Origin of the sequence: Kitasatospora sp. GP30 (assembly GCF_029892145.1) — a bacterium.
Lineage (GTDB): Bacteria > Actinomycetota > Actinomycetes > Streptomycetales > Streptomycetaceae > Kitasatospora > Kitasatospora acidiphila.
This window is the reverse complement of record NZ_JARZAH010000044.1, coordinates 41,781-61,451: the sequence shown is the minus strand read 5'-3', so window position 1 is coordinate 61,451 and position 19,671 is coordinate 41,781. Positions and strand designations below refer to the sequence as shown.

23 protein-coding genes are annotated in these 19,671 nt (G+C 70.6%); 10 read left to right on the top strand and 13 right to left on the bottom strand.

Translation table 11 applies throughout. From position 1 onward, the window contains the following. Positions 1 to 524 precede the first annotated feature (524 nt). The 4 genes from P3T35_RS35135 to P3T35_RS35120 form a co-directional block, all read right to left on the bottom strand. Positions 525 to 1,433, bottom strand: coding sequence for a phosphotriesterase (locus P3T35_RS35135; protein ID WP_101383614.1), 909 nt, complete (start codon positions 1,431 to 1,433; stop codon positions 525 to 527). Next, positions 1,430 to 1,897: a carboxymuconolactone decarboxylase family protein gene (locus P3T35_RS35130; protein WP_101383613.1), complete on the bottom strand. Its 468-nt coding sequence runs from the start codon at positions 1,895 to 1,897 to the stop codon at positions 1,430 to 1,432. Before P3T35_RS35130 ends, P3T35_RS35135 begins: the two co-directional genes overlap by 4 nt. A gap of 32 nt (positions 1,898 to 1,929) precedes the next feature. After that, on the bottom strand, positions 1,930 to 2,517 hold the full coding sequence (locus P3T35_RS35125; protein ID WP_101385458.1) for a DUF4865 family protein: 588 nt from the start codon (positions 2,515 to 2,517) through the stop codon (positions 1,930 to 1,932). Between the two features lie 175 nt (positions 2,518 to 2,692). Beyond that, complete coding sequence (locus tag P3T35_RS35120; protein ID WP_101383612.1) at positions 2,693 to 3,256, bottom strand: TetR/AcrR family transcriptional regulator; 564 nt, start codon at positions 3,254 to 3,256, stop codon at positions 2,693 to 2,695. Between the two features lie 218 nt (positions 3,257 to 3,474). Here P3T35_RS35120 and P3T35_RS35115 point away from each other — a divergent pair, with 218 nt between their 5' ends. Next, complete coding sequence (locus P3T35_RS35115; protein WP_101383611.1) at positions 3,475 to 3,801, top strand: tetratricopeptide repeat protein; 327 nt, start codon at positions 3,475 to 3,477, stop codon at positions 3,799 to 3,801. Between the two features lie 120 nt (positions 3,802 to 3,921). Here the strand turns inward: P3T35_RS35115 and P3T35_RS35110 are convergent, their stop codons facing one another. Next, on the bottom strand, positions 3,922 to 4,539 hold the full coding sequence (locus P3T35_RS35110) for a LysE family transporter (protein ID WP_101383610.1): 618 nt from the start codon (positions 4,537 to 4,539) through the stop codon (positions 3,922 to 3,924). Positions 4,540 to 4,758: 219 nt separating this feature from the next. Here P3T35_RS35110 and P3T35_RS35105 point away from each other — a divergent pair, with 219 nt between their 5' ends. Together P3T35_RS35105 and P3T35_RS35100 are read left to right on the top strand one after the other, a co-directional pair. Continuing rightward, positions 4,759 to 5,634: an NAD(P)-dependent oxidoreductase gene (locus tag P3T35_RS35105; RefSeq protein WP_101383609.1), complete on the top strand. Its 876-nt coding sequence runs from the start codon at positions 4,759 to 4,761 to the stop codon at positions 5,632 to 5,634. Further along, complete coding sequence (locus tag P3T35_RS35100) at positions 5,631 to 6,464, top strand: tetratricopeptide repeat protein (protein WP_180356729.1); 834 nt, start codon at positions 5,631 to 5,633, stop codon at positions 6,462 to 6,464. Before P3T35_RS35105 ends, P3T35_RS35100 begins: the two co-directional genes overlap by 4 nt. A 59-nt stretch (positions 6,465 to 6,523) precedes the next feature. Here P3T35_RS35100 and P3T35_RS35095 read toward each other — a convergent pair whose 3' ends face one another. Then, a complete protein-coding gene (locus P3T35_RS35095) occupies positions 6,524 to 7,531 on the bottom strand; it encodes an alpha/beta hydrolase (RefSeq protein WP_101383607.1) in 1,008 nt (335 codons plus the stop codon). Between the two features lie 197 nt (positions 7,532 to 7,728). Between P3T35_RS35095 and P3T35_RS35090 the strand changes: the two genes are divergently transcribed. Together P3T35_RS35090 and P3T35_RS35085 are read left to right on the top strand one after the other, a co-directional pair. Further along, positions 7,729 to 7,905, top strand: a complete 177-nt coding sequence (locus P3T35_RS35090; protein WP_180356728.1) for a hypothetical protein — start codon at positions 7,729 to 7,731, stop codon at positions 7,903 to 7,905. A 53-nt stretch (positions 7,906 to 7,958) separates the two neighbouring features. Continuing rightward, entirely contained in the window at positions 7,959 to 8,324 is a 366-nt protein-coding gene (locus P3T35_RS35085; RefSeq protein WP_101383606.1) for a hypothetical protein, read from the top strand. A 426-nt stretch (positions 8,325 to 8,750) separates the two neighbouring features. Here the strand turns inward: P3T35_RS35085 and P3T35_RS35080 are convergent, their stop codons facing one another. The 4 genes from P3T35_RS35080 to P3T35_RS35065 form a co-directional block, all read right to left on the bottom strand. After that, a complete protein-coding gene (locus P3T35_RS35080; protein ID WP_101383604.1) occupies positions 8,751 to 9,335 on the bottom strand; it encodes an ATP-binding protein in 585 nt (194 codons plus the stop codon). A gap of 240 nt (positions 9,336 to 9,575) precedes the next feature. After that, entirely contained in the window at positions 9,576 to 10,220 is a 645-nt protein-coding gene (locus P3T35_RS35075; protein ID WP_101383603.1) for a TetR family transcriptional regulator, read from the bottom strand. Next, on the bottom strand, positions 10,217 to 11,779 hold the full coding sequence (locus P3T35_RS35070; RefSeq protein ID WP_280709142.1) for an MFS transporter: 1,563 nt from the start codon (positions 11,777 to 11,779) through the stop codon (positions 10,217 to 10,219). The genes P3T35_RS35075 and P3T35_RS35070 overlap by 4 nt, the downstream gene beginning before the upstream one ends. 252 nt (positions 11,780 to 12,031) lie before the next feature. Further along, the gene (locus tag P3T35_RS35065; protein WP_101383602.1) at positions 12,032 to 12,445 is read right to left on the bottom strand and encodes a hypothetical protein; all 414 of its coding nucleotides are present in this window, start codon (positions 12,443 to 12,445) and stop codon (positions 12,032 to 12,034) included. A 121-nt stretch (positions 12,446 to 12,566) separates the two neighbouring features. Here P3T35_RS35065 and P3T35_RS35060 point away from each other — a divergent pair, with 121 nt between their 5' ends. The 5 genes from P3T35_RS35060 (at position 12,567) to P3T35_RS35040 (ending at position 17,549) form a co-directional block, all read left to right on the top strand. Continuing rightward, positions 12,567 to 13,118, top strand: coding sequence for a TetR/AcrR family transcriptional regulator (locus P3T35_RS35060; protein WP_218976736.1), 552 nt, complete (start codon positions 12,567 to 12,569; stop codon positions 13,116 to 13,118). A 243-nt stretch (positions 13,119 to 13,361) separates the two neighbouring features. Further along, complete coding sequence (locus tag P3T35_RS35055) at positions 13,362 to 13,682, top strand: metallophosphoesterase (RefSeq protein WP_180356727.1); 321 nt, start codon at positions 13,362 to 13,364, stop codon at positions 13,680 to 13,682. Between the two features lie 8 nt (positions 13,683 to 13,690). Next, positions 13,691 to 14,476, top strand: coding sequence for a class I SAM-dependent methyltransferase (locus P3T35_RS35050; protein ID WP_101383599.1), 786 nt, complete (start codon positions 13,691 to 13,693; stop codon positions 14,474 to 14,476). An 88-nt stretch (positions 14,477 to 14,564) separates the two neighbouring features. Next, positions 14,565 to 14,978 carry a VOC family protein gene (locus tag P3T35_RS35045; RefSeq protein ID WP_101383598.1) on the top strand — a complete coding sequence of 138 codons (414 nt, stop codon included), beginning with the start codon at positions 14,565 to 14,567 and terminating at the stop codon, positions 14,976 to 14,978. A 171-nt stretch (positions 14,979 to 15,149) separates the two neighbouring features. Beyond that, the gene (locus tag P3T35_RS35040; RefSeq protein WP_101383597.1) at positions 15,150 to 17,549 is read left to right on the top strand and encodes an excinuclease ABC subunit UvrA; all 2,400 of its coding nucleotides are present in this window, start codon (positions 15,150 to 15,152) and stop codon (positions 17,547 to 17,549) included. A 164-nt stretch (positions 17,550 to 17,713) separates the two neighbouring features. Here the strand turns inward: P3T35_RS35040 and P3T35_RS35035 are convergent, their stop codons facing one another. The 3 genes from P3T35_RS35035 to P3T35_RS35025 all read right to left on the bottom strand — a co-directional run bounded on the left by P3T35_RS35035 (position 17,714) and on the right by P3T35_RS35025 (position 19,475). Next, complete coding sequence (locus P3T35_RS35035) at positions 17,714 to 18,484, bottom strand: DUF2071 domain-containing protein (protein ID WP_101383596.1); 771 nt, start codon at positions 18,482 to 18,484, stop codon at positions 17,714 to 17,716. Then, positions 18,484 to 18,825: a metalloregulator ArsR/SmtB family transcription factor gene (locus tag P3T35_RS35030; RefSeq protein ID WP_101383595.1), complete on the bottom strand. Its 342-nt coding sequence runs from the start codon at positions 18,823 to 18,825 to the stop codon at positions 18,484 to 18,486. The genes P3T35_RS35035 and P3T35_RS35030 overlap by 1 nt, the downstream gene beginning before the upstream one ends. A gap of 164 nt (positions 18,826 to 18,989) precedes the next feature. Next, positions 18,990 to 19,475: a ricin-type beta-trefoil lectin domain protein gene (locus P3T35_RS35025; RefSeq protein ID WP_101383594.1), complete on the bottom strand. Its 486-nt coding sequence runs from the start codon at positions 19,473 to 19,475 to the stop codon at positions 18,990 to 18,992. Positions 19,476 to 19,671 lie beyond the last annotated feature (196 nt).

Genomic DNA, 19,671 nt, shown 5'->3' with positions numbered 1-19,671 from the left:
AAGGCAGGTCAACCACGTCGACCGACCCGACGTGTCCCAGCAAAGACCATCACCCTGAACCCTGCGATAGTTCACTGAGTCGAGCAACGGCATTGCCTGCCGACCTCCCACTCCCGGCGGTAGTCGGCGAAGACTCCCCAGGTGGTGGCCGTTCTTCAGCGTGATCTTGCGAGGAGCTCCGGCCGCTTACGGCCAGAAGGAATCCCATCCTTCGCCTGCGGCGCGGAGCGCGGCAGCATTCCTCCAGCACCAAGCGACGATCACGTTCCGTGAGGCTGGTACTGCACGTGAAGCTGCTACCGGAGGCCGGCCAAGCCGCAGCGCTCCGCTCCACCCTGCGCGCGATTGACGAGGCCGCCTGCTGGATGTCGTCGGTCGCGTTCAAGCTTGGCGTCCCGCGGGCGTACGGGCTTCGTCAGCCTGGGGTCCCCCGTCCACCTGTCTCCGGCCCCCGGCTTCAGCCACCCACCTGCGCCCAGTCCGCCCGCTTCCTGCTTCAGGCCACCAGCCCCCGTGTGCCGGCCTCAGTGCACCGGCTTCCAGTCGACCGCGAAGGCCCGGGCCGGGTTGTGGCGCAGGATCAGCTCGGCCGTCTCCTCGCCGAGGGCCGCCGAGATGCGCGGGCGCAGGTTGGTGAGCAGGAACGGCATCCCCGGCCCGTCGGCGCTGGACCGGGCCGCGGCGGTCACCGTGTCGCCGCCGAGCAGCAGCTGCTCGCCGTACCCGGCCTCGGCGAGCGTCACCAGGACGTCGAGCAGGCGCCAGTCGGTCGCGGCGTTGGCCCGGGACGGCCCGTCGAAGGCGAGGTAGGCGCCGCTGCGGGCCAGCTCCAGGTGGATCCGCTCGTCCGGGAAGCGGTTGAGGTGGCCCAGCAGCACGCTGCCTGGCGGCACCTCCAGTTGCCCGCAGAGCAGGTCGAGCACCTCGGTGGCCGCCGTACCAACCTCATGGTGGACGCCGATCGGCGCCCCGGTGGCGTGGTGCGCGGCGGCGGCCGCGGTCATGGTGCGGCGGGCGTGCTCGTCCAGGCCGTGGAAGCCGCCCGCCACCTTGATCAGCCCCGCCCGAGGGCCGTCACCCCCGATCCCCTCGGTCAGCTCGGTGATGAACAGCTCGGCGAGGGATTCGAGTTCGGGCAGCCGCTCGTAGTGGGCGGCCCGGTGCAGGCCGGTGGCGGCGACCAGGTGCACGCCGCTGGTCCGGGCCAGTCGGGGCAGTTCGGCGGCCCGGCGGCCCATCCCGTACGGCGTCCACTGCACCACCGCCTGGCCGCCTGCCGCCCGGAAGGCCGCCAACTCGGCGGCGGCGGCCGCCACATCGTCCAGCTCCTGGCCCGGCAGCAGCGGACTGCGCAGGAAGAGGTGGTCATGGGCGTCGCAGACACCCAGCTCGGCCGGGTCGAGATCGCCGAGCACGGTACGGATCGCGGTCACTTGGCGGCCTCCTCGGCGTCGAGCTTTTCGGAGTCGAGCGTTTGGGAGTCGTTCTCGTCGCGGTCGGGCTGTTCGACGTCGAGCTGTTCGAACGTCGCCGCAGCCACGCGCAGCGCGGCCAGGGCCTTGGGCGTGCCGATGTACGGCGCCAGGTGCACGAACACCTCCACCACCTGCTGCCTGGTGAGCCCCACCCGCAGGCTGCTGCGGATGTGCCCGGTCAGCTGGGGGTCCACCCCGCCGAGGGTGGCCAGCGTGGCCAGGTTGACCAGCTGGCGGTCCCGAGGCTGCAGCCCCGGCCGCTGGTAGGTGCCGCCGAACAGGCTGGTGACGATCCAGTCCGGAAAGCCCGGTGCGATCCGCTCCAGCCCGGGCAGCGCGGCCTCCTGGGTCACCGGGTCCTGGTAGAGGTCAAGGGTGCGGTAGCCGGCCGAGCGGTCGACGACGGTCTGGGTGAGCTCCATGTCTGCCTTCCTGTCAGCTAATTGACGGTTCGTCACCACTGCTTCCCCTGCTTCAGGTTGGTCAACTCCGGGGTGCTCAGGTGAAGCACCCGGTAGCGTTCGCCGGGCAGTTGGTCCGGGAGCTCGTCCGTGCCGAGGGTCATGGTGACCAGCTCCCAGCGCGTGGTGTCGATCGCGACGGCGATCGAGTGCACGGCCGGGTGGTCGCCGTCGGCGGGCAGCGTGCCGAGCATGCGCTCGATCAGTTCCGCCGGATCGGCATCGCCCGGGACCGGCAGCAGCCGGCGCACGGCGGTGGTCGGGGTGGCGTCGAACCGCGGCCCGCGCTGATGGGCCAGCCCCAGCCAGCTGCGCACCACCGGGCGCCCGAAGTCCTGGCTGAGCCCGCGGAAGCCCGGCCCCCAGAGGAAGGCGTTCATCCCGGTGGCCGTGTTCCAGAGGTAGAACGGCGCGTACTGGTTGACCGGCGAACCGGCCACGCCGCGCTCGCGGACCAGATAGGCCTTCATCGCCAGGCCCGGGAACTCGTCCGTCAGCCGCCCTTTCTCGGCGACCCGGCAGTGGATGATCCCCATGTCGTAGTCGGCAGGCAGAGTGATCTCGTACTGCATCGCCTGCATCGGCGACTCCCCCTCGCTTCGCTTGATCGGCTTCAGGCCGGTCATCTGATCGGCGCAGGCCGCCAGTTGCTTGACCAGCTTCCGGCCAGTCCCTCGGTCGGTATCAGGCCGGTCGCTTGACCAGCTTCCGGCCAGTCGTATGACCAGCTCGCTTGACCGGCTCGCTTGACCGGCTTCAGGCCAGCTGGCTCTTGAGCAGCGCCAGCGCACCGCGCACCGCCTGATGGAACGGCTCCTCGGATTCCGCTGAGCGGGCCAGCACATAGCCGCCCTGGAGCACCGCCACCAGCGCCTGCGCCAGCTCCACCGCCGGGGCCCCCGGGCGCAGCTCGCCGGCCCGGCGCCCGTCCTCGATCACCTCGGCCAGTCGGCCGGTGAGCCAGCCGAAGGTCTCCTGCACCGGCGCCCGCAGCTCGACGTCGGCCACCACGTCCGGATCCTGCGCCATCCGCCCGATCCGGCAGCCGCGCAGCACCTCGCGCTCTCGCTGCAGGTAGCTCTCGATCCGCTGGTAGGCCGTGCCGGGCCCGCCCAGCTGCTGCTCGGCCAGCGCCCGCATCTGCTCGCCGCTGCGCCGCAGCGCGGCCGCGGCGAGGTCGGGCTTGCCCTGGAAGTGGTGGTACATGCTGCCCTGTCCGACGCCGGCCCGCTGCTGGATCGCCCGCGGGCTGGTGCCGACGTAGCCCCGCTCCCAGAGGAGCTCCTGAGTGCTCTCGATGAGCCGGTCGCTGGTGTTCATGCGACTCACTGTACATACCAGTAGGTACAGAAGTCCAGTCACCCACCGCATCCCTGGATGCCAGGCGGCGCGTCCACCCTGTGGATACCTTGATGAGGATCCAGGAAGAGGTCTGGACAGCACGGGGCGGAGCCGCAATAGTGACCCCGGAATAGTTGAATCTTCACGAGTTGTTATCCGGGTCGGCACATCGGGATCACCGAAAGGAGTCCGTCACCGTGATCACCCGCTCGCCTGCCGAGGAGTACACCCGGGCACAGCTCTTCTTCGACACCAAGGCCTACGCCGACGCTGCCCGGATCCTGCAGCCGCTGGTCGAGGCCGAGCCCGGGCAGCTCGCCGCCCGGCTGCTGCTGGCCCGCAGCTACTACCACTCGGCGCAGCTCGCCCGGGCCGCCGCCGAGCTGCGGCTGATCCTGGCGCAGGACCCGGCCGAGAGCTACGCGCACCTGATGCTCGGCCGCACCTTGGAGCGCCAGGGCCGGCACGAGGAGGCCCGCCCGCATCTGCGCATGGCCGCCGCGATGACCGACGCGTTCGCCTGACGACCGCGCCTGCCGGACCGCCGCCCGCCCGCACCCCCACGCGGGCGGGCGGCTCCTGCCATGCCGGTTGACGCCTTCCGCGCCGGAGCCTGCCGCTTGGGTGCGGAGCCTGCCGCGTCCTCACCTGAGCGGCAGGCTCCGCACCGCCAGCGCCGTGATCAGCGCGCTCGCCAGCAACGCCGTGACCAGGCGCCCCCGTTCGCCCGTCAACCCGCGCCCGAGCAGCGCACCACCCACGGCGAGCAGCAACTGCCAGGAGGCGGACGCCAGGAACGCGGCGATGACGAACACCGGCCCCGCCTGGTGCCGCGCACTCCCGCCGAGCACCAGCGCGACGAAGTAGATCACCGTCGCCGGGTTGAGCAGGGTCAGCCCGAGCAGGGCCGCATACGCACGGACAGCCGAACCGGCCACCAACTGCGGGCCCTTGTCGGCCGTTCGCCTCTGTCGGACTTTCAGCGCCGCCAGTGCGGTCCGCGCCGCGATCCCGAGCAGCACCACACCGGCCGCCCACCGCAGCGGAGTTGAGGCCGGTGCCAGGAACCTCGCGGCGCTCTGGCCACCCAGCACTGCCACCGCCGCGTACACCCCGTCGGCCGTCGCCACACCGAGCGCGGCACCGGCGCCGATCCGCCAGCCCCTGCGGGCCGAAAGCCCCACCAGCAGTGCCCCGATGGCGCCCACCGGCACCGCGATCCCGTATCCGGCCAGCAGGCCGGCGAGCACCGCGGCGCTCATGCGAGCGGCGGCTCGTGGGGTTCGGGCCGGTGGTCACCACGCTGTCGCTCCCACCCGGCCGCTGCGCCGGCGGTGGGGAGAACTGCGACTGCGATGACGGAGACTGAGGGCATGGCGGGCAGTCTGCCGGATCCTTCCCACTCCGCACACCGGTTTTTCCGCCCACGGCTACGGTTGATCAACTGACTTGTCTTCGTTGCCAGCTGAGAGGACCTCACCATGCATGTGTTCCTTGCCGGAGGTACCGGCGCCGTCGGCCGACTGCTACTGCCGCTGCTCTTGGAGGCCGGCCACCGGGTGACCGCCGTGTCGCGCGGCGCGGACGGCGTCGGGCGGCTGCGGGCTGCCGGTGCCGACGCCGTTCAACTGGACGTCTTCGACCGGCCCGCGGTCGAGGCGGCGATGCGGGAGGCGGCGCCCGATGTGGTGATGCACCAGCTCACCGCGCTCGCCGACTACGACCTGGCCGCCAACGCGCGCATCCGCCACGAGGGCACCCGCAACCTGGTGGACGCCGCCCACGCGGCCGGGGTGCGGCGGATCGTCGCCCAGTCCATCTCCTGGGCCTACCAGGGCGGGGACGCCCCCGCCGACGAGTCCACCCCGCTCGACCCGACCACCGACGAACCGCGCGCCACCACCGTCTCCGCGCTGCGCGCGCTGGAGGCTGCCGCCGCCGAGCTGCCCGAGCATGTGATCCTCCGCTACGGCGCCCTCTACGGTCCCGGCACTTGGTACGTTCCCGACGGCCTGATCGCCGATCGCCTACGGCGTGGTGAGCTGCCCGCCGGGCCCGCGATCACCTCGTTCCTGCACGTGACGGATGCGGCCCGGGCCGCTCTCGCCGCACTGGAATGGCCGAGCGGCCCGGTCAATGTGGTGGACGACGAGCCGGCGCCCGCGAGTGAGTGGGTGCCGGTACTGGCCGCAGCCTTGGGAGTCGGGGTGCCGGCCGGCGAGGGCGGCGGGGTGCGCCAAGCCTGGGAGCGCGGCGCGGTCGGTGCGTATGCTCGCGATAAACTCAACTGGGGTCCGGTGTACGACTCTTGGCGCACCGGGTTCCAGCAGCTGGGCACCGCCGGGGGCACGCTGTGACGGGCGACGCGGGGCAGACGGCGGACGCGCTCTTCGAATTGGGGGCAAGTGAGCGGGCAGCCGGCAACGTTGACGCCGCCCGGGCTGCGTTCGCCCGCGCTGCCGCCACCGGCCACCCCGACGTCGCCCCCAAGGCCCTGGCGAACCTGGCCGTGCTCGAAGCCTCGGTCGGCCGAACTGCCGAGGCCTGCACCGCCTTTGAGCAGGCCGTCGCCACGGGGCACCCCGACCACGCGCCGCAGTCCCTGTTCAACTTCGCCATCTTCCTGCAGCGCCAAGGCGAGTTGACGCGCGCCCGCGAGCTCTACCAGCAGGCCGTCGCCAGCGGCCATCCCGAGCATGCCCGGAAGGCGATGTTCAACCTCGCCAACTTGGCCGCCGAGCAAGGCCGTCTCGACGAAGCCTGTGGCCTGTTCCTACGCGCCATGGCGCCGCCGTTCGTCGGGGACACCGCCTGGCGCGCACACCGCCGCCTCGTCGAGGTCGACCCCAGCCGGCTCCCCGACGCCCGCGAGGTCTACCTGCGCGCCATCGCGAACGAGGCCGAGGACGAGCGAACGGCGAACCAGGCCCGTGAGCTCCTCCTCGACCTCGACCCGCAGCACGCCGTCCCACCGCGAACGATCAGCCTCGGCAACCGTCAATTCCACCTGGCCGACATCGAGTTCGCCGAATGGGCGAGCGGTCGGCCGGGTTACGGCAGTGGCTACCTCGACGTCTACACCCGTGACGGCCAGCAGCACACGCTGTTCATCGACCTCCGGGACCGGTACGACAGCCAGGGATTCGAGTGGCTGCGGCACCACCTTGGACCCGATCGGCTCCGATAGTCCATCGGGCACGGCCCCGGCGGTGACCACCCGCCACCGGGGCCGCCATTTCAGCTCCTTCAGCTCTTGAAGAAGCCGCTCAGCAGGTTCGTCACGAACTGCGGCTGCTCTTCCATCACCCAGTGGTTGGCGTTCGGCACCACGACGGTGGTGACGTTGGTGGCCGCCAGCTTGCCCGTGTCGTCGCCGACCTCCGAGTTCATGCTGTACTGGCCGCCGACGCCGAGCACCGGGATGGTCAGCTTGCCGTTCTCGTCGATGAGGTCCTGGACCGCCCGCTCACCGACATCCTGCTGGCGGAAGAACTCGAAGCCCGCGTGGGTGCTGCCGGGCCGGCTGTACGCCTCGATGTACCGCTTGACCGTCTCCGGGCTGATCGTGCCGCCCTTGCCACCGGCCGGGCCCGCGTACACCGCCGAGTAGAAGACCTTCTCGCGGCCCGCCACCAGTTGCTCGGCCATGTCACCCTGCGGGCCGTTCACCATCGCGTCCCACCACAGGTAATCCGACTTCGTCTGCACGAAGTTGAGGTAGGCGGTGGTCGGCGGCGCCTCCAGGATGGCCAACTTGTCGACCTGGTCCCGGTATTCGGCCGCGTAGGCGAGGGCCACCCCGCCGCCCACATCATGGCCGGCCAGGTCGATCTTCTGGAGGCCGAGCTGCTGGGTGACCGCGTGCACGTCCGTGGCCAGCGTGAGCGCGGCGTAACTGCCCGGGGCGTCGCTGGGGGCCGGCTGGGAGTCGCCGAGGCCGCGCAGGTCGACCGCGATCACCGTGTGATCCTGGGCCAGTTGGGGCGCGATACCGCTCCAGGCCTGCCAGGTCTCCGGCCAGCCGTGCAGCAGCACCAGCGCCGGGCCGTGCCCGCCGACCACGTAGTGGATCCGGATCCCGTCGTTCTCCACGTACCCGTCCCGGAAGCCCGGGAGCGGGCCGGGGTGGTGGTGCGCGGCTTCCGGCGCCGCGTCGGCAAAAGTGGCACCCGAGGCGGTGACCAGGGCTAACGCGGCCGCTGCCGCTGCGCCTGCCAGACGCCAGTTCCAACGGTCCGTCAGTTTCTTTGCCATTGACACGATTTACCCCTTGCAAATGGTGATCAACTCAGGGTTCGCATCATAAGGACAAGCAGCCTCAGGGGTCACGGCAAGCCCACCACCCCAGCGACCGCCGGGCCCTCCGGTCCGAACGGGTGACATGGTGCATGCGGAGCCGGGGCAGACGGGAAGACGTCGTACACCAACCACCTCTGTCGAAAGGTGCCACCATGCGCCGCATCGCCGCCGTCCTCCTGGGAACCGCCGCGCTCGTCGGGCTCACGGTCACACCGGCAAGCGCCGGCTCCGACCCGACCACCGTGGCCCGCTGCATCGTGGGGGACACCACCGGCGGCCTCACCAATCCCATCGGGATCCCCAACGGAGTCCTCGGCTGCCTGAAGTAGCCGCATTCGCCCATCCGGCCGACAAGGTCACCCATCCCCAAGGAGAACTCAGCATGACCACACCACGTCGCTCCCACGGGACCGCGATCCTCGCCCTGGCAGCCGGCGCCGTCGCGGCCCTGCTGGCGACCGCCGCCCCGGCCACCGCCACCGCCGCCACCCCGCAGGGCGCGACCGGGAGCAGCGCTGCCGGGAGGAGCGCACCCACGGCGCGGGCCGGGGAGGTCTTCACCTGCACGTACATCGACGACAAGAAGGTGCCCGATGTGTACGGGCGAGGCTGCACACCCCAGAAGACCGGGGCCCTGTCCGACTTCACCATCCGCCCCGCCCTCCTCGGCTCCAGCTACCACTGCCAGACCGGCTGGGCCGACGGCCTTGAGGTGATCAACGGCTCCGGCTGCCAGAAGATCTCCTGACCGCTGCTCCCGCAGGCATGGCAGGGCCCCACCGGTTCCGCGGCTGCCGGTGGGGCCCTGCCATGCGCCACACGTGCGGTCACTCGCCGTCGAGCCGCCGGAGAATCTGTTCGAAGTCGCCGGAGTCAAGCAGACCGGCGATCACCTCGGCCATCTCAAGCGGGGTGGCGGGCGCTTCCGCCACAATGAGTCCATGGACTTCGACGACTCACGTCCCACGACATCAAGACTGTTGCTGGTTGACCGAGTCGGCTGGTTCCACCTGGAGCGGCCTGTGTTCATCGACGCGGGCTGCCGCTTCTGGACGGAGCCGCGAGCCCTGGTGGTAGAGACACCCGAGGGTGAGCAGCGGAGGTACGCGGGTTGGGTGTGCCGGTGAGGTCATCCGCCAAGCGGCAGCGGCACCGGAAAGCCCTGTCGGGCTCGTCAGGGGTCAGCGGGCCACGGGCCCCAACTTCGTGAGCCCGGCGCCGAATTACCACCGCCTGGGCTGCACCAAGAAGATGCCGTGGCCAGAAAGCCAAGTGCCGTCGCAACGTTGGACGACAGGTCGACAACCGTATCCAACACCAACCGGTCATCGGTCCACGGGGCGAACTCCTCCCGTAGCCGCTGCACCGCCTGCCAGGTCGGCTCCGGGAAGCCCTCGATCCCACGGGACCGGCTCTCCAGCCTCCGCCGATGCAGCGTCGGGTCCGAACACACCACCTCGATGAACGCCATCGGGACGCCGTGACGATCCGCCAGCGACCGCCATTGCCCCCGGGCCGCCTCCACAGCATTGACGGCATCGACGATCAGCGCCTGGCCCATGGCAAGCGCACCATCGGCCACGGCTTCGGCCACGACATACGCCGCCAGACCGGTGGGCTGACTACGCGCCACCCCCGCACGCCACATTGCTGCCTCGATCGGGTCAACGGAGACGACCGGAGCAGCCAGCCTCCGCCCCAACACCTCGGCAACGGAGCTCTTCCCCGCACCGGGCAGTCCTGCCATCACGATCAACATGACGACACCCTCGCACTCCTGACCGACTGTCGGTTGTCCGGTCACGCTCCACGCCGTCCACCGGGGAGTGTTCGCCTCGTGTGGGATACCGGACAGCTGCGACAAGACCGTCCACGCCACCACCGGCTGCCCGGATCGAAACCCGAACGCTGGCGGCCCGCAGGCCTGTTCACCACCGAGGCCCAGGCGCTGAGCGTCTGACGCACCCTCCCACCGCCCGCACCGCAAGTATGGCCTCGGCTACCTGCGGGCGGGGTCCAGCGCGGAGATCGCCGTGTTCACCAGGTCGGCCAGGTCCGGCTTCCCGTCGTGCTCCGCCCAGTACAGGACCGCCTCACTGGACGCCGCCAGCAGCGCCGCCACCAGCGCCCGCACCTCCAGCGCCTCGGCCGACTGCCCGGTCCGCTCGGCAATCAGCGCGGACAGCCGCTCACCGGTGTGCTGCTGCTCCACCAAAGAGCGGGCCCGGATCGCCGGCACCTCCCGGAAGAGCTGCATCCGCAGCAGCACCTCGTCGCGTTCGGCCGCGAGGATCTGCCGCAGCGGCCCGATCATCGCCTGGCGGAGCGACTCCATCAGCGGCTCGTCCGCCGGGCGGGACCGGAACCCGTTCTCCATCAGCGGGTCGTAGTCATCGCTGATGACCACGTCCTCCTTGGTCGGGAAGTAGCGGAAGAAGGTGCTGGGCGAGACCTCCGCCAGGGCCGCGATCTGGTCGACCGTGGTGGCCTCGTAGCCCTGCTCGGCAAAGAGGTCGAAGGCAGCCGAGCGGATCGCCCGGCGGGTCTTCAGCTTCTTGCGCTCGCGCAGGCCGAGCGGGGCCGCGAGGAGTTCCTCCAGCTCGGAGCCGGCGGCGGTTCGGGTGTCAGGCAGGCCGGGGGTCATGCCTTGGATTCTCCCTCACCCCCTGTCCGCCCCGGCATCCGCCAGGCGATCAACGCCGCCGAGAGCGCCGAACCGATCCCGCAGGCCAGCAGCACCAAGTTCATGCCGTGGATGAATGCGCCATGCGCGGAGGCGGCCAGCGCCTGGTCGTGCAGCTTGTCGGCGACCGCCTGGGCCGCCGAGACCGAGCCGCGAGCGGTGTGGGCGAGGGCGGCCGGGACCGTGCCGGTGCGCAACCGTGCGGTGTACCCGCTCGCCAGCAGGCTGCCGAGCAGTGCGACACCGATCGCGCTGGCGGACTGGCGCAGCGTCTGCAGCAGACCGGAGCCGACGCCGGCCCGCTCCTCCGGCAACGCCGCCATCGCTGCGCCCATGGCTGGGACCATGGTGAACCCCATGCCGACCCCGAGCAGCGAGAGCCAGAGCGCGGTGCGGCCGTAGCCGTCGCCCGTCGCGGTCGTGGCGCCGAGCAGCATCGACGCGGCTACCACCAGCATGCCCGCGGCGACCACCCAGCGGGCCGACAGCTTGGCGACCAGCCGCTCGGCCGCCCGCGCCGCGATCAGCAGGCCGACCATCAGGGGCATCAGCCGGAGCCCGGTGCCGAGCGCGTCGTACCCGAGCACCGCCTGCAGGTACTGCGGCAGCACGAAGAGCCCACCCACCAGCACGAAAGAGACCAGCACCGAGGCCACCGTGCTCCACCGGTAGACGCGGTTGGCGAGCAGGGTGAAGTCGACCATCGGGTGCGGCTGGGTGCGCTCGCGCCCGACCAGGCCACCGAGCAGCAGGACGGCCGCCACCAGCGCGGCCACCACCTTGCCCGACCCCCAGCCGTCGGCCGGCCCCTGGATGAAGCCGAAGGTCAGCGCGGCCAGCCCGAGCACCCCGACCGTGGCGCTGAGCGGGTCCACCCGTGGCACCGCCGGGTCCACCGACTCCGGCACCAGCCAGAGGCAGGCGACGATGCCGATCACGATCAGCGGGACGTTGATCAGGAAGATCGAGCCCCACCAGAAGTGGTTGAGCAGCAGCCCGCCCAGCATCGGGCCGAGCGGCATGCCGATCGCCATGCCCGCCGTCATCACCGCGACGGCGCGCGGTCGCTCGGCGGGGCTGAACAGGCTCGGCAGGATCGCGATGCCGAGCGGCATGATGAATGCGCCGCCGAGGCCCATCACGGCGCGCACGGCGATCAGGGTCTCCGCCGAATCCGCCAGCGTGCCAACCAGCGAGGCCGCCCCGAACAGCATCAGGCCCCCGATCAGTAACTTCCGCCGCCCGAACCGGTCGCCGAGCAGACCGGCCGGGAGCATCGCGGCGGCGAAGACCACCAGGTACGCGTCCACGATCCACTGCAGCTGCCCGGTGGAGGCACGGAGCTGGACCGACATGTCGGGCAGGGCGACGTTGAGGATCGTGCCGTCGAAGCCGATCACCAGCACGCTCAGGCAGACGGCGACCAGCGCCCACCAGCGGCGGTTTCCGTCCCGGGCCGACTCGGCGGGCGGGACGGGATCGGTTGGTGCGGTGGTGCTCGTGGTTCGGTCCATGCTCATGGCAGCCTCCTTTGAGAGCAACTTTCTTCTGACAGTAACTCTCAAATTCGATAGACTGTCAATATTGCTGGACGTCCATCTCCCGTTACGCCAGTCCTCCTGAAGCCTCCCTGCCGGCAGTTGCCTGGTTGCCTGGACCACTGGCGCCCGGCGGTTCGCTGTCGGCCCTCGCAGACCCCTCGGCGACGCCTGGCGATCCGAACCCCGGGGCTTCCCGGGCCGGATGCCGGGAAGCCCTCGCCTGCCCTACGGTCAGCCGGCCAAGGCGGCAGCGATGTCCGCATTACTGAGGGCGTTCCCACCGATGCCCCACGCACCGTCGCGGGCGTTCAGGATGTTGATCCAGGTGTCGTTACTGTCGTGCCCGTCGACCGTCAGGCGCTCGACGATGTCCGTGGCGGCGTAGATGAATTCGGCACGGGCCTCGATGGTGGGCAGGCCGATGTCGGGCAGCTTCAACTCGACCATGACGACCGGGCGATTCACGCCCCCGGCGTAGATGTGTTCCGGGGCGAGGATGTGGACGGTGCCGCCGACCATCGCGGTGAAGGCGGGGTTTGCGGCGAGGCCGCCGGCCTCCGCCAGGGCGGCGGTCAGTTGCGGCAGGATCTCGCGCTCTCCGGCGGGCGTGAGGACGCCGCGGGGAGCCGTGACGGTGATGGGCATGGGTCCCTCCAGATCAAGTAGTACGGACGTACTAGCTAGACCAGCTTCGGCTAGGATGGCCGTACTAGTCAAGAGGACGCGAGGACCGGAGGTGGCCTTGGCCAGGGAGACCCGCGAGCGCATGATCGAGGCGACCGTCATGGCGCTCCAGCACCGGGGCGTGGCGGGCATGTCGTTCACCGACATCCTGGCGAGCAGCGGCGCCGCGCGCGGTGCGATCTATCACCACTTCCCAGGCGGGAAGGCCCAACTCGTCGCGGAGGCCGCAGAACGCAACGGCTGCGAGGTCCGCGCGCGTCTCGCCGCCCTCCCGGCGGACAGTCCCTCAGGCGTCGTCGAAGCCTTCCTCGAACTGGTCAGGCCCGTTGTCGCAGCCTCTGCGGCGGGTGGCGGGTGCGCGGTCGCGGCGCTCACCGTCGGCACCGGTTCGGAGGCCGAGGACACGACGCTCCGTCAGATCGCGTCGACCGTGTTCGCCTCATGGGTGGATCAGCTCACCGAGCGGCTGACCACCGCCGGGCTCGACTCCGATGCCGCCGGCGACCTCGCCGGGACCCTGATCACGCTGCTCCAGGGCGCACATGTGATGTGCCGAGCCGTTGGCGACACCGCACCCTTCGAGCGGGTGGCGCGCACCGCGACCCTGCTGGTCGCGCACGGGTATACCGCCTGATCGGTGGTGCGGTGGTGGGGTGGTCGACAGAGGCCTGCCGACCGCGCCGCCCGGGCCGCGCCGGCATCCGCAACGTCAACGTCCATACCGGCGACGGCTATCACGGCCGCCCCGCAGACGCACCCTTCGACCTGGTCCCCCGAAACCGCCCCCCTCCCCCTCCCCCCTCCTCCTCCGATCACGTGGCGCGAAAGGTTATGGCTCGGCACGGCTACCGCAGGCTAACTTCGGACGATGCGGCTCTTGCATCTCTCTGACACTCATCTCGACCGGTCCGGTGGCCCCGACGCCGACGGGGCCGATGGCACTGCGGCGCTCCGCCACCTGCTGGCCGAACTGGGCCATCTGCACGACCTCGACGCGGTGGTGGTCACCGGCGATGTCGCGGACGACGGTTCCCGGGAGGCATACGCGCGGGCGCGTGGACTCCTGTCGGACTACGCCGGCCGACGAGGGGCGGACGTCTTCTACACGACCGGCAACCACGACGACCGCGCCGCCGACGAGGACGAGATGCGAGAGGTCATCGAAAAGCTCGGCCCCGCCACAGCGATCCGGAACTGAGCGTGCGCATGTCCGACTTCCCCAGGTCCGTGCGGGACTTCTACGACGAGCTGGCCCACGACTACCACCTCATCTTCCCGGACTGGGACGCGAGCATGGCGCACCAGGCCAAGGCGCTGGGCGGGCTGCTCCGCCGGCACCTGGGCGCGGGGCCGCACCGGATCCTGGACTGCTCGTGCGGGATCGGCACCCAGGCGATCGGGCTGGCGCTCGCTGAACATGACGTTGTCGCAAGCGACTTGAGCCCCGTCGCCGCCACCCGCGCGGCTGCCGAGGCGGCCGCGCGGGGTGTCCGGATGCCGGCGGCTGCCGCGGACATGCGGCAACTACCGTTCGCTTCAAGCATTTTCGACGCCGTCGTCTGTGCCGACAACTCGCTGCCGCACCTGCTCTCTCCGCAGGACATCCAAGCCGCGCTGCTCGGCATGCGGCGGGTGCTTCGCGACGACGGGCTGCTGCTGCTCACCGTCCGGTCCTATGACGAGGCGCGGCAGGGCAGGCCCACGTCGACGCCGCCCCAGGTTTCACAGACGCCGGGCGGCGAGGTGATCAACTTCCAGCTGTGGCACTGGCATGACGACGGCGAGCGCTACGACCTGGAGCACTTCCAACTCACCCCCGCCGCGAGCACCTGGGACGTCCGGGTCCGCCGAACCACCTACTGGGCGCTGACCAGCTCCCAGCTGACCGAGTTCGTGGCCGGGGCCGGCTTCACGGACATCAGCTGGCACACCCCGCCCGCCAGCGGGTACTACCAGCCCGTGCTCACCGCACGGCGCGCCCCCTCCGCGTAGTAGCCGGGAGCGACACCCCCGCAGGTCGATCAAGACCGATCAGTTTTGGAGAAGCCCAGGCCCCACGCCCCCGCCTAGCCTGAATTCCATGAACGACATCACCATTCACTGGACCTTCCTCCCCCACACCGACCCCGAGGCCTCGCTCGCCTTCTACCGCGACATGCTCGGTTTCGAGGTCCGCAACGACGTCGGCAACGGCACCATGCGCTGGATCACGGTCGGCCCGGCCAACCAGCCCGGCACCTCCGTCGTGCTGGAGCCGCCGCTCGCCGGACCGGGCTACACCGAGGAGGAGCACCGCATCGTCGCCGAGATGATGGCCAAGGGCACCTACGCCCGCCTCACCCTCGCCACCGCCGACCTCGACGGCGTCTTCGCCAAGGTGAAGGCCAACGGCGCCGAGGTCGCGCAGGAGCCGACCGACCAGCCCTACGGCGTCCGGGACTGCGCGTTCCGGGACCCGGCGGGCAACCTGGTCCGCTTCAACGAGGTGCGCTGAGCCCGCCGCCTCGTAGGCTGCAACAGCCCAGGCTGCGCAGACCACTCCCATAGGCTGCAGCGGCTCCCATAGGCTGCACCAGCCACTCGTAGGCCGCACCAACCAAGTGACCGCACCGGCGGGGGCCGCGAAGTCGGCCCCCGCCGCACCGATGCACGTAATGGAGAACCGATGAGCAAGGCCCCGCAGCAGGCGCCCGCCGCGCGGCACGCTGCCGACAGCCATGATCTGATCCGCGTGCACGGTGCCCGCGTGAACAACCTCAAGGACGTCAGCATCGAGATCCCCAAGCGCCGGCTGACGGTGTTCACGGGGGTGTCCGGCTCGGGCAAGAGCTCGCTGGTGTTCGACACCATCGCGGCGGAGTCGCAGCGGCTGATCAACGAGACCTACAGCGCCTTCGTGCAGGGGTTCATGCCGACGCTGGCCCGGCCCGAGGTCGACGTCCTGGAGGGGCTGACCACGGCGATCACCGTCGACCAGCAGCGGATGGGCGGGGACCCGCGCTCCACGGTCGGCACGGCCACCGACGCCAACGCCATGCTGCGGATCCTGTTCAGCCGACTCGGCGAGCCGCACATCGGCTCGCCCAAGGCGTTCTCCTTCAACGTCCCGTCGATCAGCGGCGCGGGCGCGGTCACCGTGGAGCGCGGCGGCAAGACCGTGAAGGAGCGGCGCAGTTTCAGCATCACGGGCGGCATGTGTCCGCGCTGCGAGGGCCGGGGCGCGGTCTCCGACCTCGACCTGACCCAGCTGTACGACGCTGACAAGTCGCTCGCCGAGGGCGCGCTCACCATTCCCGGGTACACGACGGCCGGCTGGAACTACCGGCTGTACAGCGAGTCGGGCTTCATCGACCCGGAGAAGCCGATCCGCAAGTACACCAAGAAGGAGCTGCACGACTTTCTCCACCACGAGCCGGTCCGGATGAAGATCGCGGGCATCAACATGACCTACGAGGGTCTGGTCCCGCGCATCCAGAAGTCCATGCTGGCCAAGGACAAGGAGTCGATGCAGCCGCACATCCGGGCGTTCGTGGACCGGGCGGTCACCTTCACCAGCTGCCCCGACTGCGACGGCACCCGGCTCAGCGAGGCGGCCCGGTCGTCGCGGATCGGCAAGGTCAACATCGCCGATGCGTGTGCGATGCAGATCAGCGATCTGGCCGCCTGGGTGCGTGGCCTTGATGAACCGTCAGTTGCCCCACTGCTCACGACACTTCAACACACCCTCGACTCGTTCGTGGAGATCGGCCTCGGCTACCTCTCGCTGGACCGGTCGTCGGGCACGCTGTCGGGCGGTGAGGCGCAGCGCGTCAAGATGATCCGCCACCTCGGCTCCTCGCTCACCGACACCACCTATGTCTTCGACGAGCCCACCACGGGCCTGCACCCGCATGACATCCAGCGGATGAACGAACTGCTGCTGCGGCTGCGGGACAAGGGCAACACAGTGCTGGTCGTGGAGCACAAGCCGGAGGTGATCGCGATCGCCGACCACGTGGTCGACCTCGGCCCCGGCGCCGGCTCGGGCGGCGGCACGGTCTGCTTCGAGGGCACGGTCGACGGCCTGCGCGGCAGCGACACCATCACCGGCCGCCACCTCGGCGACCGGGCGGCGCTCAAAGAGGCGGTGCGCGAGCCCAGCGGCACGCTGGAGATCCGCGGTGCGAGCGCCAACAACCTGCAAGACGTCGACGTGGACGTCCCGTTGGGGGTGCTCACGGTCATCACGGGCGTGGCCGGATCGGGCAAGAGCTCGCTCATCCACGGGTCGCTGCCACAACAGTCGGGGGCGACCGACTCCGGGGTCGTGTCGATCGACCAGGGGGCGATCCGCGGCTCCCGGCGCAGCAACCCGGCGACGTACACCGGGCTGCTGGAGCCGATCCGCAAGGCGTTCGCGAAGGCCAACGGCGTGAAGCCGGCCCTGTTCAGCGCCAACTCCGAAGGGGCCTGCCCGAATTGCAACGGCGCCGGGGTCATCTACACCGACCTGGCGATGATGGCCGGCGTCGCCACCACCTGTGAGGAGTGCGAGGGCAAGCGCTTCGACACCTCGGTGCTGGAATACCACCTGGGCGGCCGCGACATCAGCGAGGTGCTGGCGATGTCGGTGGACGAGGCCGAGGAGTTCCTCGGCACCGGCGAGGCGCGCACGCCGGCCGCACACACCATCCTCAAGCGGCTCGCCGATGTGGGGCTCGGCTATCTGACGCTCGGCCAGCCGCTCACCACGCTGTCCGGCGGCGAGCGGCAGCGGCTCAAGTTGGCGACCCACATGGCGGAGAAGGGCGGCGTCTATGTGCTGGACGAGCCGACCACCGGCCTGCACCTGGCCGATGTCGAGCAACTGCTCGGCCTGCTCGACCGGTTGGTCGACTCCGGCAAGTCGGTGATCGTGATCGAGCACCACCAGGCGGTGATGGCGCACGCCGACTGGATCATCGACTTGGGCCCCGGCGCGGGGCACGACGGCGGCCGGATCGTTTTCGAGGGCACCCCCAGCGCCCTGGTCGCCGCCCGCTCCACCCTCACCGCCGAGCACCTGGCGGCGTACGTCGGGGCCTGACCAAGATCAGCCGCAGGGCGGCGGCCAGGCCATCAGCTGCCGCAGGGCGGCGGCCAGGCCATCAGCTGTCGCGGGGCGGCGTGGTCGCCCGCCGTCTGCAGAGCCGTCGCAGCCCGGCGGTCGTACCGCGCGAGCAGCGGTTCGCCGGCCGGGCCGCGACCTGCTTACCCGACCGGCGGCCGATCGATGGCCCGCGTCGCGGTGCTGAACGGCGCCTGCGGTTCCCAGTGGGCCGGTAGGTCGCGCATCAGTAGGGCGCAGTCCACCGCCGCGCTGCCGGGCGGGAATTGGGCCGGGTCGTCGAAGTAGGAGGACTCGGCGGCGGCGACCTGGCAGGGCGCCATGTCCCAGGTGTCGGTGCGCAGGGTGACGACGTCCAGGTGGTCGGCGCGGCGGGGGCCGGGACGGGCGGGCTCGGAGAGGCCGCGGCTGCCGGCGCGGAAGAAGGCGGCCGCCTCGGCCAGGTCGTCGAAGAGGCGGCTGCCGGTCAGCTCGGGGGTGGTGGTGGCGGTGACGGATACCCGCAGGGCGTGGTCACGGGTGGTGAAGGACAGGCTCAACGTGTCGCCGGTGTCCCGGGTGCGGAAGTCGGCGCGGCCGTGTGGACCGGGAAAGAGGCGGCCGCCTGCCCAGGCGTTGAGGCGCGAGTCGGTGTCGCGGCGCGGTATGTAGACGCCCGTCTCGACGCCCGCCGGGCCGTCCCACTCGACGGCGAACCGGTGGGCGGCGTTCTCGCTGCGGGCGCCGAACCGCCAGGGCGCCCAGCTCGGACGGACCGCGCCGAGCCGGATCAGGCAGATGCCGGCGACGGCCTGCCCGTGGCTCAGCTTGGGCCGCAGCGGGGCGGGCAGGAGACGTGCGGCGATGTCCGGATCGACGCGGTAGTTCACCAGCAGCCGACGTTCGACAGTGCTGGCCATGGCGGGCTGGAGCATCAGACCTCCTCGTGGTCCGTGGTGCCCGGTGCGGTGCGCCACCTGGTGTGGCGCAGCACGATCTGCTCCGGACAGACGGCGCTGAGGAACCGTCCCACGCAGATCACCAGCCGGTCCTCGACCAGCGCGTAGAGGATCCGGTTGGCGTCCCGCCGCTCCGTGACCAGCCCGGCCTCCTTGAGCACCTTGAGGTGCCTGGAGACGGAGGGCCCGCTGATGGTGAACCGGGCCGCGATCTGCCCGGCCGCCAACTCGCCGTCCCTGAGGTCCTCCAGGATCTGACGCCTGGTCGGGTCGGCGAGCGCGCGGAAGACGCTCGCCTCGTCATCTGTCTGAGCCATGGTCAGTATTTAGCCTGATAGCTAAATTGCTAAACATGCAGGCTTCCAGGGGGTCGCCGGCAAGCGCACCCAAGCGCCGCGCCCGGGGCCGGATGACCGGTCCCGGGCGCGGCGGTAGCGCCGTGCCCGGGCCGGCCGGACCGACCTCGGGCACGGCAGCCGCGTCAGACCAGCGCCAAGCTGATCTGGTCGCCGAAGACCACCCAGTGCTGGCCGGGATCACGCGGGTCGCAGGGCTTGACCAGGATGTCCGGGGTGTCCCAGTCGTTGGCGAGGCAGTAACCGGGGGCAGTGGTGAGGAAGATCTGCTCGTCCGAGATGGACCAGTACTGCCCCTGGTCGCCGGCGTTGCACGGCTTCGACGAGACGGTCGGGGTGCCCCAGGTGTTGGCCAGGCAGTAGCCCGGCGCCCGGGTGAGCGAGATCTGGTCCCCTTCGATGGTCCAGTGCTGCCCCGGGTCGCCGGTGTTGCACGGCTTCGAGGAGACGGTCGGGACGTTCCAGGTGTTGGCGAGGCAGTAGATCCCGGGGGTGCGCGCGGCCCGGGGCGCGGTGGTGGTGGCCCCGGCCGCGGTGGCGGTGACGGGGAGGAAGGAGGCAGACAGCGCCAGCGCGGCGATGGCGACCGTCTTGCGGAATGCAATGGCCATGGAGCATTTTCCGTTCTCGCTGCGGAAGTTGTGCAGTTCGAGCACGAGCGGGAGGGGTTCGCCCAGCTCGGGCCCGAAGGAATTGCGATTGCTAGCATCGTCCGTCAGCGAATTGATGAAGCCCCGGATGGCGTACTTTCGCCCCTGCGAGTGAATGTGGGGCAGTCCGACGGCGCGTTCATCGATGTGCGCGCCC